General features: G+C 38.8%; 15 protein-coding genes. 1 reads left to right on the top strand and 14 read right to left on the bottom strand.

The genetic code is table 11. The features are described from left to right. Window positions 1-24 precede the first annotated feature (24 nt). On the top strand, window positions 25-918 hold the full coding sequence (locus MWU84_RS04215) for a LysR family transcriptional regulator (RefSeq protein ID WP_246898619.1): 894 nt from the start codon (window positions 25-27) through the stop codon (window positions 916-918). A gap of 21 nt (window positions 919-939) precedes the next feature. Here MWU84_RS04215 and MWU84_RS04220 read toward each other — a convergent pair whose 3' ends face one another. The 14 genes from MWU84_RS04220 to MWU84_RS04285 form a co-directional block, all read right to left on the bottom strand. Further along, complete coding sequence (locus MWU84_RS04220) at window positions 940-1,443, bottom strand: GNAT family N-acetyltransferase (protein ID WP_246898622.1); 504 nt, start codon at window positions 1,441-1,443, stop codon at window positions 940-942. Next, entirely contained in the window at window positions 1,443-1,904 is a 462-nt protein-coding gene (locus MWU84_RS04225) for a hypothetical protein (RefSeq protein ID WP_246898624.1), read from the bottom strand. Before MWU84_RS04225 ends, MWU84_RS04220 begins: the two co-directional genes overlap by 1 nt. A gap of 94 nt (window positions 1,905-1,998) precedes the next feature. Continuing rightward, window positions 1,999-2,844 (bottom strand): NAD(P)H-binding protein, encoded by an 846-nt coding sequence (locus tag MWU84_RS04230; protein ID WP_246898626.1) that lies wholly within the window; start codon window positions 2,842-2,844, stop codon window positions 1,999-2,001. Window positions 2,845-2,893: 49 nt separating this feature from the next. Then, window positions 2,894-3,403 carry a DUF1772 domain-containing protein gene (locus MWU84_RS04235; RefSeq protein WP_246898629.1) on the bottom strand — a complete coding sequence of 170 codons (510 nt, stop codon included), beginning with the start codon at window positions 3,401-3,403 and terminating at the stop codon, window positions 2,894-2,896. Between the two features lie 4 nt (window positions 3,404-3,407). Next, entirely contained in the window at window positions 3,408-3,809 is a 402-nt protein-coding gene (locus MWU84_RS04240; protein ID WP_246898633.1) for a DUF5367 family protein, read from the bottom strand. 92 nt (window positions 3,810-3,901) lie between these two features. Further along, a complete protein-coding gene (locus tag MWU84_RS04245; protein ID WP_246898635.1) occupies window positions 3,902-4,756 on the bottom strand; it encodes an AraC family transcriptional regulator in 855 nt (284 codons plus the stop codon). Window positions 4,757-4,914: 158 nt separating this feature from the next. Further along, a complete protein-coding gene (locus MWU84_RS04250) occupies window positions 4,915-6,363 on the bottom strand; it encodes a CotH kinase family protein (RefSeq protein WP_246898638.1) in 1,449 nt (482 codons plus the stop codon). 487 nt (window positions 6,364-6,850) lie between these two features. Further along, window positions 6,851-7,825, bottom strand: a complete 975-nt coding sequence (locus MWU84_RS04255; RefSeq protein ID WP_246898641.1) for an LLM class oxidoreductase — start codon at window positions 7,823-7,825, stop codon at window positions 6,851-6,853. A 708-nt stretch (window positions 7,826-8,533) separates the two neighbouring features. After that, window positions 8,534-9,337 carry an SDR family NAD(P)-dependent oxidoreductase gene (locus tag MWU84_RS04260; RefSeq protein WP_246898643.1) on the bottom strand — a complete coding sequence of 268 codons (804 nt, stop codon included), beginning with the start codon at window positions 9,335-9,337 and terminating at the stop codon, window positions 8,534-8,536. 97 nt (window positions 9,338-9,434) lie between these two features. Next, window positions 9,435-10,397 carry a 2OG-Fe(II) oxygenase gene (locus tag MWU84_RS04265; protein ID WP_246898645.1) on the bottom strand — a complete coding sequence of 321 codons (963 nt, stop codon included), beginning with the start codon at window positions 10,395-10,397 and terminating at the stop codon, window positions 9,435-9,437. A gap of 206 nt (window positions 10,398-10,603) precedes the next feature. Continuing rightward, window positions 10,604-11,587: a zinc-dependent alcohol dehydrogenase family protein gene (locus tag MWU84_RS04270; protein ID WP_246898648.1), complete on the bottom strand. Its 984-nt coding sequence runs from the start codon at window positions 11,585-11,587 to the stop codon at window positions 10,604-10,606. A 36-nt stretch (window positions 11,588-11,623) separates the two neighbouring features. Further along, window positions 11,624-12,469 (bottom strand): enoyl-CoA hydratase/isomerase family protein, encoded by an 846-nt coding sequence (locus MWU84_RS04275; RefSeq protein ID WP_246898651.1) that lies wholly within the window; start codon window positions 12,467-12,469, stop codon window positions 11,624-11,626. Between the two features lie 213 nt (window positions 12,470-12,682). Continuing rightward, entirely contained in the window at window positions 12,683-13,549 is an 867-nt protein-coding gene (locus tag MWU84_RS04280; RefSeq protein WP_246898653.1) for an AraC family transcriptional regulator, read from the bottom strand. Window positions 13,550-13,605: 56 nt separating this feature from the next. After that, entirely contained in the window at window positions 13,606-14,439 is an 834-nt protein-coding gene (locus MWU84_RS04285) for a DUF4437 domain-containing protein (protein ID WP_246898654.1), read from the bottom strand. Between the last annotated feature and the right edge of the window lie 18 nt (window positions 14,440-14,457).

Raw genomic sequence — 14,457 nt, forward strand, 5'->3', positions numbered from 1 at the left:
CAATCGATAAAACCGATTAATAAAATGGAGTTAAGACAGTTAAAATATTTCTTAAGAGCTAAAGAATTGTTGAACTTCACAGCAGCCGCATCAGTGCTGCATATAAGTCAAAGTACATTATCACAGCAGGTAAAACAATTGGAAATTGAATTAGGTACTCCGTTGTTTGAACGCATTGGAAAGAGAATAAAGCTTACCGAAGCTGGGGAATTATTTCATGACTATGCCTTACAAAGTGTTACTAGTGCCAACAACGGTTTTCAAATGTTAAAGGATTTAAATAATATGGAAACCGGTGAACTGAAAATTGGGGTCACTTTTGCATTAAGGCAAGTGATAGCTACAACGGTAAAACAATTTTTAGCTTTATACCCAAAAATTTTGGTACATATTGTTTATGGTACTTCTGAAGAACTTCTACAAAAATTGGACAATTTTGAATTGGATTTTATTTTGTCCTTTGAAGAGTTCGAAAAAAACAATAGTCACCAATACCAGCCATTATTTGATTCCCCTATGGTGTTAATAGGTTCCCCTGAATCTGACTTAAAGAAGGTTAATAAGATAAGAGTAAAGGATATTGAGAATTTACCGTTGGCTTTACCTGCCAAAGGATTTAGTACTCGAAAGTACATTGATGACGTTTTTAAAAAGAAGAATTTAAATTTAAATATTTCTATAGAAGTAAACGATATCCCTATGCTTTTGGATCTGGTAAAATCAGGCAAATATTATACAATTTTAGCAAAAACAACTATTCAAGATTACGACTCAATAATAGCCGTCCCAATTATTCAACCCGCTTTGATGAGAAAGGGGATGATTATTTCCGCCAAAGACATCTATGAAAAAAGAGCTGTAAGCGAATTTTATAAAATTATTGACCAATATACAAACTCACCCTCTCCCGTTTCCTAAATCCTAATTGTTTGTCAGCAGCTACCCCAACTGATACTTACGTTCTATTAATGGCTTTCCGAATACCTTTGTTTTTACTTCTTGTTGTAGTACATATCCGTGCTTTTGGTATAATCCTGCAGCAGTATCCAATTCATCAGTGGTCCAGAGGTAAGAAGAAGTGTAACCACATTCCCTATAGAAATCCATAAAAAGACCCATTAATAATTTGCCCAGACCCAATCCTCTATACTTACTTTCCAAATAGAAAAATCGTAACTGCGCTGTTCTATGCTCTCTATGCTGCAGAAAAATACTTCCAATGATCTTGCCCTTATGCTCACATAGCCAAACCCTGTCTTTATTGGCATCATAATTTTGGTAAAACTCACAGATTCCTTTTGCCACATAGACTTCAAAAGAAACCCCGTGATTGTATTCCTTGGCATACATTGCCCCATGTCTGTATATTATATAACCTAAATCTCCAGGATAGATTACAGTTCTAATGGCTATATCCTCTAGTTTAATCGTGTTAAATTTCATTATTGTATAGTTATTATAATGCGATCGGCAATTTGCTTTGCGGTAGTTATTTGCGAAAGGTCTTCATATAAACCTCCATTTTTTCCAGAATAATGGCCGTGACCTATGAGCTCCATCAATTTATAGGTCTTTGCATCAAAATCCTTGGGAGCTATTTCGGAGGCATATATTAAGGATGGTTGACCTACCTGTCCAGAGCCTGAATAAATTTCGTCCTCAGGAAATTTGTCCTTCGTATAAAACTCGTTCCAATCATAAGACTGATTCAACTCCATCAGTATTTTATAATTCCCCTTTGCTATTTCGCTATTGGCGTGGATTATAAAATTGCCTGTAGGTGTTGCTCCGGAATTGGCATCAATATCTGCCGAGTTGCCCATGGGCATGTAGAGTCCGTCCTCCGCCTTAATACCCCGTTTGTGTGACCAATACGGCAAAGACTCACGCCACACTTTTCTCAAAGGGCCTGAAATACATTAATATACCAGACCCCGCTAAGAGAAATAAGGAAATTAGCAAAATAATGCCCAATACACGTCTATCCATTACCCAATTTTAAAGGGTCCCAACCTTAGTATTCCAAATTCCGGTCGCTACGGTCTCCTTCACGTACTGGGAAAAGTCCTTGGGTTTTCTTCCCAACACTTTTTCTATATCATGGGTAATCTCGGCATTGTTGGGATTTCCTAGTACTTCAGAGAATAGATACTCTATAAGCCAAACAAAATCCGCAGGGACCCCCTGTTGTTTCATCACTTGGGTGTAGGCCGGTAAGGCAATAGGTGTAAATGCGATGTCCCTTCCAGTGGCATCCGAGATTTCTTGGATCACTTCCTTAAAAGTAAGCTGCCTAGGCCCTGTAAGCTGATAAATTTTTCCATTGTGCTCCTCGCCCAACAAGGCTGCTACGGCCACATCGGCAATATCATCGGTATCCACATAGGGTACTTTGGCCTCTGCCTGTGGCAAGGCTACAAAACCTTCCAAAATGGGTTCCAAGAAAAAGCTTTCACTAAAATTTTGATTAAACCAACTGGCCCGAACAATGGTGTAATCCAATCCTGAATGTATCACCACCTGTTCACACAGTTCGGCTTCCCTTTCTCCCTTTCCCGACAAAAGAACCAACTTTTTTACATTGCTTTGTTTCGCTTTTTTGGTTAACTCCTCAATGGCTTCCAAAGCTCCGGGCACGGCCAAGTCTGGCTGAAATGTAATATATACTTTATCCATTCCTTCCATGCTTTGAGACCACGTTTCAGGATTTTCCCAATCGAAGGCCGGAGTTGCCGATCTAGAGCCAATTCTAACGTTATGTCCGGCTTCGCTTAATCTTTTCACTACTTTTTGGCCGGTTTTTCCAGTCCCGCCGATGACTAAAATGTTGTTCATGTTTTCCATTTTTATTTACGTTTATGTTTATGTTTATGTTTATAATGATTAGGTTTATCTATTGAATGTTGTATTTGGAGACTTGAAAAAGGCCGATCAAAAGAAGCAGGAATGAAATTATGGAACTCAAGGTCCTGATGAGATGCAGGCGATTCCATTTTACCTCAAACCTTTCCCTCAATTGTCTAAGCTCTTCAATACTGGCAGAATTTAAGTCGGTTTTATCCAACACCTCATTTAGAGGTACATTACCAAATATGGTTACCAAAACAACTCCGAAAAAATAAATTGCTATCCCTAAGATCAATGACCAGATTAATGGGCTTGGTGCATTTTTAAAGAGATATAGATTAATAGCCCCCACAATGGAAGGTCCAAAGAAGACCAGCAAAAATAAGGGGTTTATTATTGTTCTGTTCATTTGCTGAAAGGACATTAAATAGCCAGGATCGTTCAGTCTGCCAATCCCCGGGGTAATGGCATTGGACCAGGTGAAACATAGACCTGCCGATAAGCCGGTTAGCAATATCAATGTGGTAATCCCTATATTTTCAATTGTGATTTCCATAGCCTTATAGTTTTGAAACTGTTTTTTTAGAGTGTATTTTGGCATACCAGTACAATACCGCTACCAATAAAAATTCGAGAGCTATGATCCAGAATCCTAAAGATGTGAAGAAGCTATAGTGACTTCCTCCTGTTGGAATTATGAAGAACGGGACTGTGATCAAGGCATCCAATACAACAGCAGTCAACAACAGTGTTTGGCCCACCAAATAACCATGTGTATCCTTTTCTTTCCTGTAGTAGAAGGAACAACCCCACCACACCAATGGTATGACTACAGCAAACAACACAAGATTTGCCTGTGTCTCAGCATTTTCCAAAACCGGGACATAGTAAGAAATTGAATAAAATAGTATTGCGATAATCCATATGGCAATACCGATAAGCAGAGCACGTTTAATTTTCATGACTTTTTAGTTTAAAAGTTACATGTCAAAATTATTTCAATGCGCTCTGGGAGGTTTGTCCCAAATGGAGAAAGATTTGTTCTAAAAGGAGGCTACTTGATCTGACTAGGTCTATACCCAAACTTTTTTTCAAAAGCATTGGAGAAAGAGCTTAAACTTTCATAGCCCACATGCCATGCCGCTTCCTGAACGGTGGCATCTTGATTGCGGATCAATTTATGGGCCAGGGTCAAACGTTCGTTCTGAAGGTATTTAAAAACGGGAACACCAAAATATGCCTTAAAGTCCTTTTTTAGTTTAAAGGTGTTCAATCCAATTTGTTTGGAAATTTCGTTCAGTGAAGGGGGATTGTCAATATTCTGCAATAGGATTTCTTTGGCCTGATTGAGTTTTTTACGTTCCTGAATCCTTAGGTTGTCTGTTTGCAAGCTGGCCAACTGACCGAAAAAATGGGAAAGCAGTGTTGTTATCTGACTTCGGAAAAACATCATTTTGGTTTTGCCCTGATATTGAATATTAAATAAGGAATCAACAATAGTCTGCATTTCCGGCGTCATAATAAAACTCGGCCCCTCCACATAATGATCCGAAGGGTTCACCAACTGATCCAGCATTTCCCCAAAAAGCTCGCCTTCTTCATTGGGAAGTTTATCCAAGGCTTTTATAGAGGTGGCTATAACCAAGCATTCCAAAGGCTTGGAGGAGGAGACCGTATGTACGAATTCTACTTTATCATTTGCAAAAAATGAAAGTGCCAAACCCTTGGTATGATTAAAGTCCTTTTGTTTATCCCCATATTTCACCTTTAAATCAACATTGCCGGAGCCATAAAAAGCAACAGCAATCAAAGGTTCTTCAAAATAGCATGAATCTATGGTAGCCACATTTACCTTGGCTTCTTCTACCAAAATAATAAAGTCGTTAATATCGATTATATCCCTTGTCATATAGCGTACAACGAATTTACAAAATTTTGGGTTTGTAATTTCAACTACCAAATATATCTCAATAAACCAAAAATCCGGCTACCCTTACGAGTAGCCGGATCTTCATCGGGGGAACAATAAAAACTAATCAACCTGAAGGTTCATCAACCAAAAAATATTTAATCATTTAAATAATTATTTACTGCTGTGGTACGTGCACTAACGTGACTATTTAATTGGTTTATGGCTGCCTGAAAGTCCGAACTTGAACTTAAAAATGAATAGCCAGAAACTTCAAGGTTGGCGTAGGGTTCTAACAATGCCCCATAGGTTGTATATTTGGATTGCATATCACTAATATTAAAGGCATTATCCACTACATCCCGTACATGGGTATCATACTTTGCTCTATAGGTGGCATCTTCATACAGGTATCCTATCAATGGCCATTCCGTATCATTCAAATCCGAAAAATCCAAGTTTAACGCCCCCTGCTGGTTCCCTTCCTGTAGGGCTTCATTGTTATCCCATGGAATCCATGATAATTTTTCCGTGTCGGGATTGTTGTACAGATAATAATTATGGGTCATTCTGCCATAAGTATCCCAATTTTGAATAACTGTATTGACCGCCAAATATTTCAAAAAGGTATCGGTGTCAAAAACACTTTCCAAATCGGCACGCCAGGTTGCAGGATCCGTGGTTCTTTCCGATGAATGCAATGCTGCGAAGACACTTTGTACATCACTAAAATCGGCCTCATCTTCATTGGTCTTCTTTACAAATACATCTTCGGTAAAGGTGCCTTGGGCAAAACTGGCCCCAGTACCATCCGGTTTGTATAAATTACCATCATTATCGGAAAATTGGGTATCGATCACCGTGTCATCCACTTCTTCGACCAAGGTATAAACTCCAAAATATTGGGGTCCATCGCCATGATCCACATAAACGGTATAAAATGCTGCGTGTGAACTCGCTATCCCAGCATCCCTGAAAACATCCGTAGCTACCTTTTCCCTTAGCATGGATTTGTCATTATAGTTATTTTTCAAACTCAATTTCTTAAAACCATAAAAACGTTGATTGTCTATTTGGGGGTATTGATCCTCAAATTCATCAAAATCCAGCTTAAAGGATAATTTTAAGATGCCGCTGGTCCAGCTGGACTGTAAACTGGAATTGCCTTTAAAACGTACCCCTACCCGATACCATTCCTTGCCATTATACATGATATCGCTGGGGACAAAAATAGGATCTTCATCAACATCTGTCAATCCTCCACCCCCGGGGCCACCACCGGGACCTCCACTACCACCAAAAACTCCGTACATTGATGTCATATCATCCAACATACTCTGCCAACGCTCTTGGTTAATTACAATATCCAAACGTTTTACTGCGTCATCCTCAAAAACTTCTTCAAAATTAGGGTCTGCTGATTTACTATGGGTATCATCAGTCCAGTCCGCAGCTTCAAAGTCGGTATCGGAATAGATTTCCACATAGGTCTCGCCATCTATTATTTCTTCCCCGGCCGATGTATCTTGTACAGCATCGTCGGAGCAGGAAAACCACAGCAATAGTTGCATAATTAATAAAAACAAAAAGTTTACCTTTCTCATCATTATATACTTTAAAGACTAATACTTCCTTACAAAGATGTTAATATAATGTTGATGGATTTTATAAAATCAGCGAATGGCCTACTCTTTTAAGTGAAACATAAGAAATGTCCGCATATGACATTCAATTGAACCAATCCTATTACCGTAGAATAACCGCAATATCTAGATTAATATGAATAGTCAACATAATGGTCATAAGCTATTTAAAATTGAATCAGACCTATGGATGGCACAAAATTTTATTCCCAATCCCAAAAGGTTGCCTTATTTTACCTTCGTCACAGGCATCAGGATGTGCTGGAGCAAATACTCTTCTTTCTTCTCCCTTAACCTTGTCAAAATACTTTCTGAATTGGCCAGGACCACTAATAGATCGCCCCCCTTTTCGTCTGGTCCCCAATGTTACCAATAGGCTTGTGTAGGCAATTGTATTACGGCAAATATAACCATGCCGTCCGTGTTCCTTTGACAACTATTGTTTTGCTACTTATATTTTTGCTGACTTTTTGTTCTTTTGAAATTCTGGCAATACTTTTTCTGCCAGTCGCTCCAAGGTGCGTTCCATTCTATTGGAATTGAACCTTAGATTTATACTTACATGGTTTACACCAATAGATTTTAAATGATATAAATAGGTATTCAAATAATTAACACCCGTCTTAAAGCCCAAATGAATGGGTTCTGGCTTAAAACTATCGTCTTCTTGAAGATCAACATATAAGGGTTGCATAAAAGGTTTGTCAAATAAACTTGTTGCGGCAACCAAAGCCCGCCATTCTTCAATTCTGTTTTTCTGTTGTCCGGGATCCCTGGGATAGTACATCCACCCATTTGCGTTTTTGGCATTCCACTCCAAGGACTGTTGACTAAAGCCGGTCATCAACAAGGGAATTTTATGGTTTTTTGCTTTTGGAAGTATATCAATATCCCCTTTTAAATCGCCATAATTTTTGGTTTCCAATACAGGGTAGCTCTGTTGTGCCCCACGAATATATTTGAAGGCTTCGCGAAACAATTCCCCACGGTTTTCATATTCGATTCCCATAGCGGGATATTCATCAAATCGGTCACCGGAGGCTACTCCCAACAACAACCTACCACCTGAAAGCTGGTCTATGGTGGCAGCGGATTTCGCCACATGTACCGGATGGTGCAATGGCAATGCAATACTGGAAATACCCAATGCAATTTTTTTGGTTTTGGCTGCCAGAAATCCCAAATAGGTAAAGGGATCAAACATCTGACCAGCATCGCCAAAAGAGGGTACGTTAAAGGGTACATCGCGAATCCAAAGGGCCTTAAAGCCCAATTCGTCCAATAATTCGGCGCGTTCTAAATGATGTTCCATAGTGGGCATAAGCCCTTGATCGTAGTTCTCTATAGGCACTGTTATTCCAATGCTCAGTTCATCGGGCTGAAATACGCTGTTGTATGCTTTGTTAATGGGCTCAAAATTCTTCATATGCTTTTTCTTCGGGGGTTTAATTATTATATTCTATGGAGCTGTACTACAGCTTGATTGTTATACTGGTACCTACTGCCCTACTTCTTAATCTTCATGTTATAACTCCATATACCTTGAAGCTGACCATAGTAGCTCTTACATAAATTGTTTGTGAACTATTACCGGGGCTTGGGGTGTTTCAGAGTTGCTTTAAATTTTCATACCGTTCCTGGATATGGATAATTTCCCTATCATAAACCATACATCAATAATGACCAGAGAACCCTCATCAGCCTAAACTTCAGACTTCAATGGCATGTGTGCAATTAAACTTGACTATAAGATCTTGAATATTCTGGGCACAAAGCAATCATAGGTCCCCAGTATAAATTGGTGATTACAGCGTATAATATAAAAATAATCTTACCACACTTTTTATAAAGATAATAAAAACGAATTTTATAGTTACCAAGAAAAATTGATCCATAATTTCTACCTCTACCAAAAAAAGGGGGAAATGCATTCTTAAGGCTGTCAATATAACTACCCCACTCCCACATTTTTATTTATTTACTACAAAAAGCCATGAACAATATTAGTTATTTAAGGTTGCTCCCATGGGTAGGGTTAAGCATGTTTGGGCACGGATCGGTACGTTTGGGCAAAATTTCCGGATTTAGCAAATGGATGGCATAGGACTTAAACATAGAATGAACGTACAATTATTTAGGGAACTGGATTGCCCAAAACTTCATTGGTTACTGCTATAAGTTGCCTTATTTTAACTTTGTCATAGGCATCGGGGTGGGCATCTCCATAGCCGCCTTTATCATTGTCGAAATAGGCCTTTGTCCTGGCCTTGTCGGTCATGCTTAGGTCATACAGGATATTCACTCCCTTTTCTGCGGGCGACCAGTGCTGCCCGTAGGCTTCGTATGCCATTTTGGTATTTAATAAAGAACCAGGGTTTACCGCTACTATAGTGATAGAAGGTTCTTTTTCCGCCAAATAAAAACTCCACATGGTCAATGCCAACTTGCTTTGCGCATAGGCCTCATTGGTACCCAGGCCGACATTGCTTTGTAAAGCGTCAAGGGAAACAGAGGTTTGCGCGGCGGAGCTCAGGTTTACGATTCTAGAAGCATCGGCCTTTTTTAATAGGGGCGTAACGGCATTTGTCAATGCATAGGGCGCCAAATAATTTACCACCAAACGAATATCCATACCATTAGAAGCGGTATTCGTTCTACTACTAAGAATACCCGCATTGTTTACCAGTACATCGATTTTTGGCATTTCATCAGAAACCTCCTTTGCCATTTTCCTTACTTCCTCCAGATCCGAAAAATCGGCTAGAAAACCGATTATTTTCCCATTATCGGATTGCTCCTTAATTTCCTTTACTGTGGATGCCAATTTTGCTTGGTTCCTACCGTGGACAGCCACAAAGTGTCCTTCCTTGGCCAAGCGCAAGGCCAATAGTTTGCCTATACCGTCCGTACTTCCTGTGATGAGTATGTGTTTTTTCATGATCTTTCTTGTTGTTGTTCATTATGAAATTGTAGCAGTACGTTCACTACTACAATTTCAGGTATTTTTTTTAGTGGATAAAATGATTCCGGTCTTTTTAAAACGGTGCAATGGTGTCTTTGGGACCATCTGGTAAACTCCAACGCTGGCGGGCAGTGATGTTTTCCTCTGTAACAACTTTGGATAAGGAGTTACCAACACTACCGTAGCTACTTGTACTACCTCGAGGTATTTGCATTTGGTCGCCGTATAGCCATACTACCAAGTTACTACGCTGCCCACTGGTAATCGGGTGTGTAGCGTGTGGTACGTTACCCCTGTGAATTATGGCCTTACCCGGTTCAAAAATGGTTTGTACCGTGTTTCCAGTGGTTTTATCATAGAAATCAACTTGTGATCCCGTAAATTCTTCATCGGGTAAATTGATATTGATATTTAAGGTGGCGGCCGAAGCATCGGTGTGCGCGTGCAAATCCTTATCCTTATCCGGGTTGTACTGGATTGAGAAACCAAAGGTTTGGTTATCGTAGCCATAAGTGCCCAGTAACAAACGGGCGATAGGACGCATATAACGGTCCATGATATCGTTGTAAAACGCCTGAAAATTAGGTGCAGCCAGATGTCCCTCCGAGCGTAGATCGAGCATCATTCCATAACGATTTAATTGTATACCATAAGGAGCTCGTTTGGGAATTTGTGAATTTACTACAGCTTCTAAATAAGTACGAAATTCCGCCAAGCGCTCAAGGTCAAAAAATTGTGCTGAATAAACACCAGGAATAATTTCTTCCCATAAATCGGCAACAGCATTTTCTTTTTCCGGGTTTCCCCATGCCTCATTAACCGCTTGTCGCAAGCGTGGGTCAAGCAAGGTTTCATCAGGAACTAGTAAATTATCCTTGTTTTCCATTTCCCATTCGGCCCATGCCTCTTCGAGTAAATTTCGGTTGCTATTCCAAAATTGTGAGACAGAGGCTTCTCGTTTTATCGAGGCTTCTCGAGTAGATAAACCAAGCGCACGAGCTGCTGCGAGTGCATTTGTATTTGTTTTTGTTTTCATCTTTTATTTTTTTAAGCTTGATACTTTTTATTGTACTTGTTATTTAAAGCAAAATTAAGTGCAAACACCTGTTGGCCTTTGGTAACAAAAAGGGTAGTTTCGGTAAAAAACAAGGTTGACCGAAGCTGCATATGAAAAATGCCTCAAAAAGAGGCATTTAACATTACTAACCAATAGTAAGGACACATTGTATATCCTTATTATTTTTAGTTTTCAACTACTACTTTACCAATGGCAGTACCACTAGCTAGGTGTGCATAGGCATCACCCACCTGCTCCAATGAAAATCGGTTTTCATCGACTATCGGAGTTAAGTGTCCCTCGTTGGAAATTTCGGCCAAACGCTCTAAAACATTCCCGTGTACGTCCCTTTTAAAGTTGTGCAGCATGGGAATCAGCATAAATACCACATGTAATGATGCACCTTTAAAGTGTAACGGAGTTAAATCGATTTCTAATAAAGAAACCGTAGTAGAAATGTGTCCATTTAAGGCAACTGCTTCAATAGAATTGGTAAGGTTTGGACCACCAACGGTATCAAAAACAACATCAAAACCACCATCGGTATATTTAGCGGTATAATCTGCTACCTTTTCGGTTTTAAAATCGATGAAGGTAGCACCAAATTTCTCTACGATTGCTTTTTGGTTGTTGCCTGTACCGGTGGCAAATACTTCGGCGCCGAAATATTTGGCCAATTGTACGGCCAAGTGCCCAACACCTCCGGAACCACCGTGCACCAGTACTTTTTGACCAGCTTTTACACCTGCCCTGGTCAAACCTTCGTAAGCCGTAATAGCTACCAATGGTAACGCAGCAGTTTCGCGCATGGTCAAGCCTTTTGGTTTGTGTGCAACAAGCTTGCTATCAGCTACAATATACTCTGTTAAGGTGCCTGGTAAATCGCCCAGACCGCCCGCGCAACCGTAGACATCATCCCCTACCTTAAAACCTTCAACACCATCGCCAACCGCTTCTACGGTTCCTGAGAAATCCATACCTAATAAAGCTGGCAAAGCTGGTGACAATGGTAAATCCGTCCCCATATTTTTAATCATCATATCAATAGTATTTACACTGGATGCCTCTATTTTTACCAATAGGTGATTTACTTTTACTTTTGATTTTTCAATTTGAGTTGCTGTAAATGCTGCATTTTCTCCGTAACTGTTCAATAACATTGCTTTCATATCAATCTTTCTTATTTAATTATAATTCTTATTCTATTAATTTATTTCTTGAATATCCATTACCATTTGTTCCCAATTCTTTTGGTTGTTATGGTCAAACTGAGCACCGTTTTCATCTGCGTATGCAAATCTTTTTATTGCAGGTGTTTTACTTGTAGCTTGAAACAATTGGTATGCTTCTTCTTTTAAGGCCTCTTTTATGGGTAGGTCAATTGATGCATACACCGCACGTTTGCTAGCCGCAATAGAATCTGCCGGGAATTTTGATATACGTTCTGCCAATGCATCTACATATGGCCCTATTTTATCAGCATCCAAAGCTTTGTTTATAGTTCCGAATTTTTCAGCTTCGTCTGCATCCCAATCCCTTGCGCCTAAAATAATTTCTAAAGCCTTTCCTAACCCTGCTTGTCTTGCCATACGAGACGCACCACCTCCACATGGTAAAATGCCCATACCTACTTCCATTTGCATAAACTTGGCTTTTCCTCTGGCTGCAAAACGCATATCTAAAGCCAACGCCATTTCGTGTCCGCCACCACGAGCAAAACCTTCAATTTTTGCTATAGTTGCTTGTGGTACTTTGCTTAAGCGTTCTAAAACCGATTGTAGGTCCAATAACTGTACTTCGTTTCTTGGAACAGCTTCAGTAGACATGTCTTTAAGCAAGTTGGTATCATAATGACACACCCAATAATCTGGATTTGATGATTCAAAAACAACTACTTTTACGCTTCTATCACGCTCTAATCGCAAACAAAGACTGTTTAAATCGGCAAGCATTTCTTGCCCTTGTACGTTTACCGGTCCAAAGTTGATTTCAACTGTTAAAATTCCTCCTTTTTGTTCTGCTGTAAATGTTTGAAAGTTTTTGTAGTCCATAATAGTATGTTTTAGGTTGATAATTATTCTGTATTAATTACAGGACAAAGGTATCTTGGACATACTCTTTCAAATGGGTAAAAAACAAAGGGCTTTTAGTAAAAATGAAGGTAAATGATACTTTTTTCGGTGGAAAAAACAAAAAAATCAGCACTAGCATCAAGGTTTAGAAACCAAAGCCGGTACTGACTTTAAAAGTATTTTAATAAATAGTTATACAGAAATACTAGCCTTATACGAACCAATAGTCATCCCTTTATAACTTTGGAAGGTTTTATTTAAGTGACTAGAATCTGTAAAGCCGAGTTCCATTGCAATTTCAGAAAACTGTAAATCGGTATATTTTAAACGGGTTTCTACCAGTTTTAATTTGTAGTTAAGAATGTACTTTTTTAAAGAAACATCGGTGTGCTTTTTAAAGTACTCACTAATATAATTGTCCGCCATATGAAACTCTTCTGCCAAGTTCTTGGTGGTAAGCGATTCTGAATTGTAAATATTAGCGTGAATATAGTTGATGATTTGCTGAATCTTTGATGACTTCACCTCTTTTGTCCCATCCGCAGAATTGATATACTGGATATTTCTGGCAATGAGATGCAAAATAACCGATAATGAATTTTGAATGATAAAAATATCAAAAGTTTGCTCGCTCAAATATTCGGTGGCAACCATATTTATTAATGAAACCAAGTGCAATCTATCTGATTCGGTTTCAAACTGCATTTCACGAAGGTGATGGCTTTCACTATTTAGAATTTCCTCTATTTTTCTGAACCAATCATTTACAGGTAGATTTGCATTTTGGGATGTTGTGTTTCTAAAGAAGCTCTTTAAAAACTTTATAGCTATTGTAGATGTTGCTGTTTCTGCATTTACTATATAGATATCATCGGGAATGAAAACGAAAATACTGTTAGCGGAATAATTTACGGTGTTGCCATTGATTCTAATAGTGCCAGTACCTTTTTCAAAATATACTATTTCAAAAAACCGAATGGTAGTATACTTACAAAACTCAAAAAACGTTTGGTCTTTGTATTCTTGAATTACAATATTTTCAATGATGGTACGTGGCATTTTGTTGAATTAGTTAATTAAAAAAAGCCTTTAGAGAGTTTTACTTAAAAATCTTACTACTTAACTTCAAAATTGCAATTACTTCTTATATAAATAACGGTCTCTTTATCTGTTGAAATAATGGAAGTTGCGTTTTCTTCAGCTCCAAAATAAGAGCCTGGTTCCAGGTTGTTTTTGTCACCTTTTTTAGTAAACTGATGTGTTAGGTTACCAGAAATAACTACTGCCCTAAAATTTGGACTCAGGTTTTTAATGCTACCGCTAAAACCAGCTGGTAATTTCAAAAGTGTTGCACGCAATTGGTTTTCATTGTGACTTCCCCATAAAAATGCAGTTTCCACATTACTTTTTTCTGTTACCCATTCTATATCCTTAGCGTTCAACCAAACCAAGTTGGTTTTATCTACATTTATTGGCCGTTCGCCATTATCAAATGCTTCAGATGTAGGTTGTACTAAATAAGGACCTTCTTGAATATCTAAAAAAGCCATATTTTCCTCACCATCTGCCGCAGTAATATGTGCTTCCCCTGCTGGTTGTTGCCAATAAGAACCTGCTGGCAACCATTGTTTCTCAGCATTTTCATCATCATTATGTAGAAAACCTTGTATTACAACACCACGGTATGTTATGTTATGAATATGTGGTGGCGAAGAAAATCCTTTTTTAAATTTTACTAAAAATCCTGCAGGTTCGTTTTTTGTACGGTCTCCCCAAAGTTTGCCAGCAGCCGGACTTTTATCGCCACGTAGTGGATTTAACCATCCCCATTCTACCTTGTCGGCGGTTACTACCTCATTTACAGATTTGGCAGGATCCGTTATTGGTGTCTGCGCACTTGTATATGCCGTTGTTGCTATTGCTAATCCAAGTAATAATGTTTTTTTCATTGTGATATTTTTTAAAAT

The organism is Arenibacter sp. F20364 (genome assembly GCF_023015905.1).
In the GTDB taxonomy this organism is placed as follows: domain Bacteria; phylum Bacteroidota; class Bacteroidia; order Flavobacteriales; family Flavobacteriaceae; genus Arenibacter.

What these genes read in the sequence shown, in the direction of transcription:
- MWU84_RS04220 (WP_246898622.1), bottom strand. Translation starts at nt 1,443, where the DNA reads ATGAAATTTAACACGATTAAACTAGAGGATATAGCCATTAGAACTGTA.
- MWU84_RS04235 (WP_246898629.1), bottom strand. Translation starts at nt 3,403, where the DNA reads ATGGAAATCACAATTGAAAATATAGGGATTACCACATTGATATTGCTA.
- MWU84_RS04265 (WP_246898645.1), bottom strand. Translation starts at nt 10,397, where the DNA reads ATGAAAACAAAAACAAATACAAATGCACTCGCAGCAGCTCGTGCGCTT.
- MWU84_RS04255 (WP_246898641.1), bottom strand. Translation starts at nt 7,825, where the DNA reads ATGAAGAATTTTGAGCCCATTAACAAAGCATACAACAGCGTATTTCAG.
- MWU84_RS04275 (WP_246898651.1), bottom strand. Translation starts at nt 12,469, where the DNA reads ATGGACTACAAAAACTTTCAAACATTTACAGCAGAACAAAAAGGAGGA.
- MWU84_RS04280 (WP_246898653.1), bottom strand. Translation starts at nt 13,549, where the DNA reads ATGCCACGTACCATCATTGAAAATATTGTAATTCAAGAATACAAAGAC.
- MWU84_RS04250 (WP_246898638.1), bottom strand. Translation starts at nt 6,363, where the DNA reads ATGATGAGAAAGGTAAACTTTTTGTTTTTATTAATTATGCAACTATTG.
- MWU84_RS04215 (WP_246898619.1), top strand. Translation starts at nt 25, where the DNA reads ATGGAGTTAAGACAGTTAAAATATTTCTTAAGAGCTAAAGAATTGTTG.
- MWU84_RS04245 (WP_246898635.1), bottom strand. Translation starts at nt 4,756, where the DNA reads ATGACAAGGGATATAATCGATATTAACGACTTTATTATTTTGGTAGAA.
- MWU84_RS04240 (WP_246898633.1), bottom strand. Translation starts at nt 3,809, where the DNA reads ATGAAAATTAAACGTGCTCTGCTTATCGGTATTGCCATATGGATTATC.
- MWU84_RS04285 (WP_246898654.1), bottom strand. Translation starts at nt 14,439, where the DNA reads ATGAAAAAAACATTATTACTTGGATTAGCAATAGCAACAACGGCATAT.
- MWU84_RS04260 (WP_246898643.1), bottom strand. Translation starts at nt 9,337, where the DNA reads ATGAAAAAACACATACTCATCACAGGAAGTACGGACGGTATAGGCAAA.
- MWU84_RS04270 (WP_246898648.1), bottom strand. Translation starts at nt 11,587, where the DNA reads ATGAAAGCAATGTTATTGAACAGTTACGGAGAAAATGCAGCATTTACA.
- MWU84_RS04230 (WP_246898626.1), bottom strand. Translation starts at nt 2,844, where the DNA reads ATGGAAAACATGAACAACATTTTAGTCATCGGCGGGACTGGAAAAACC.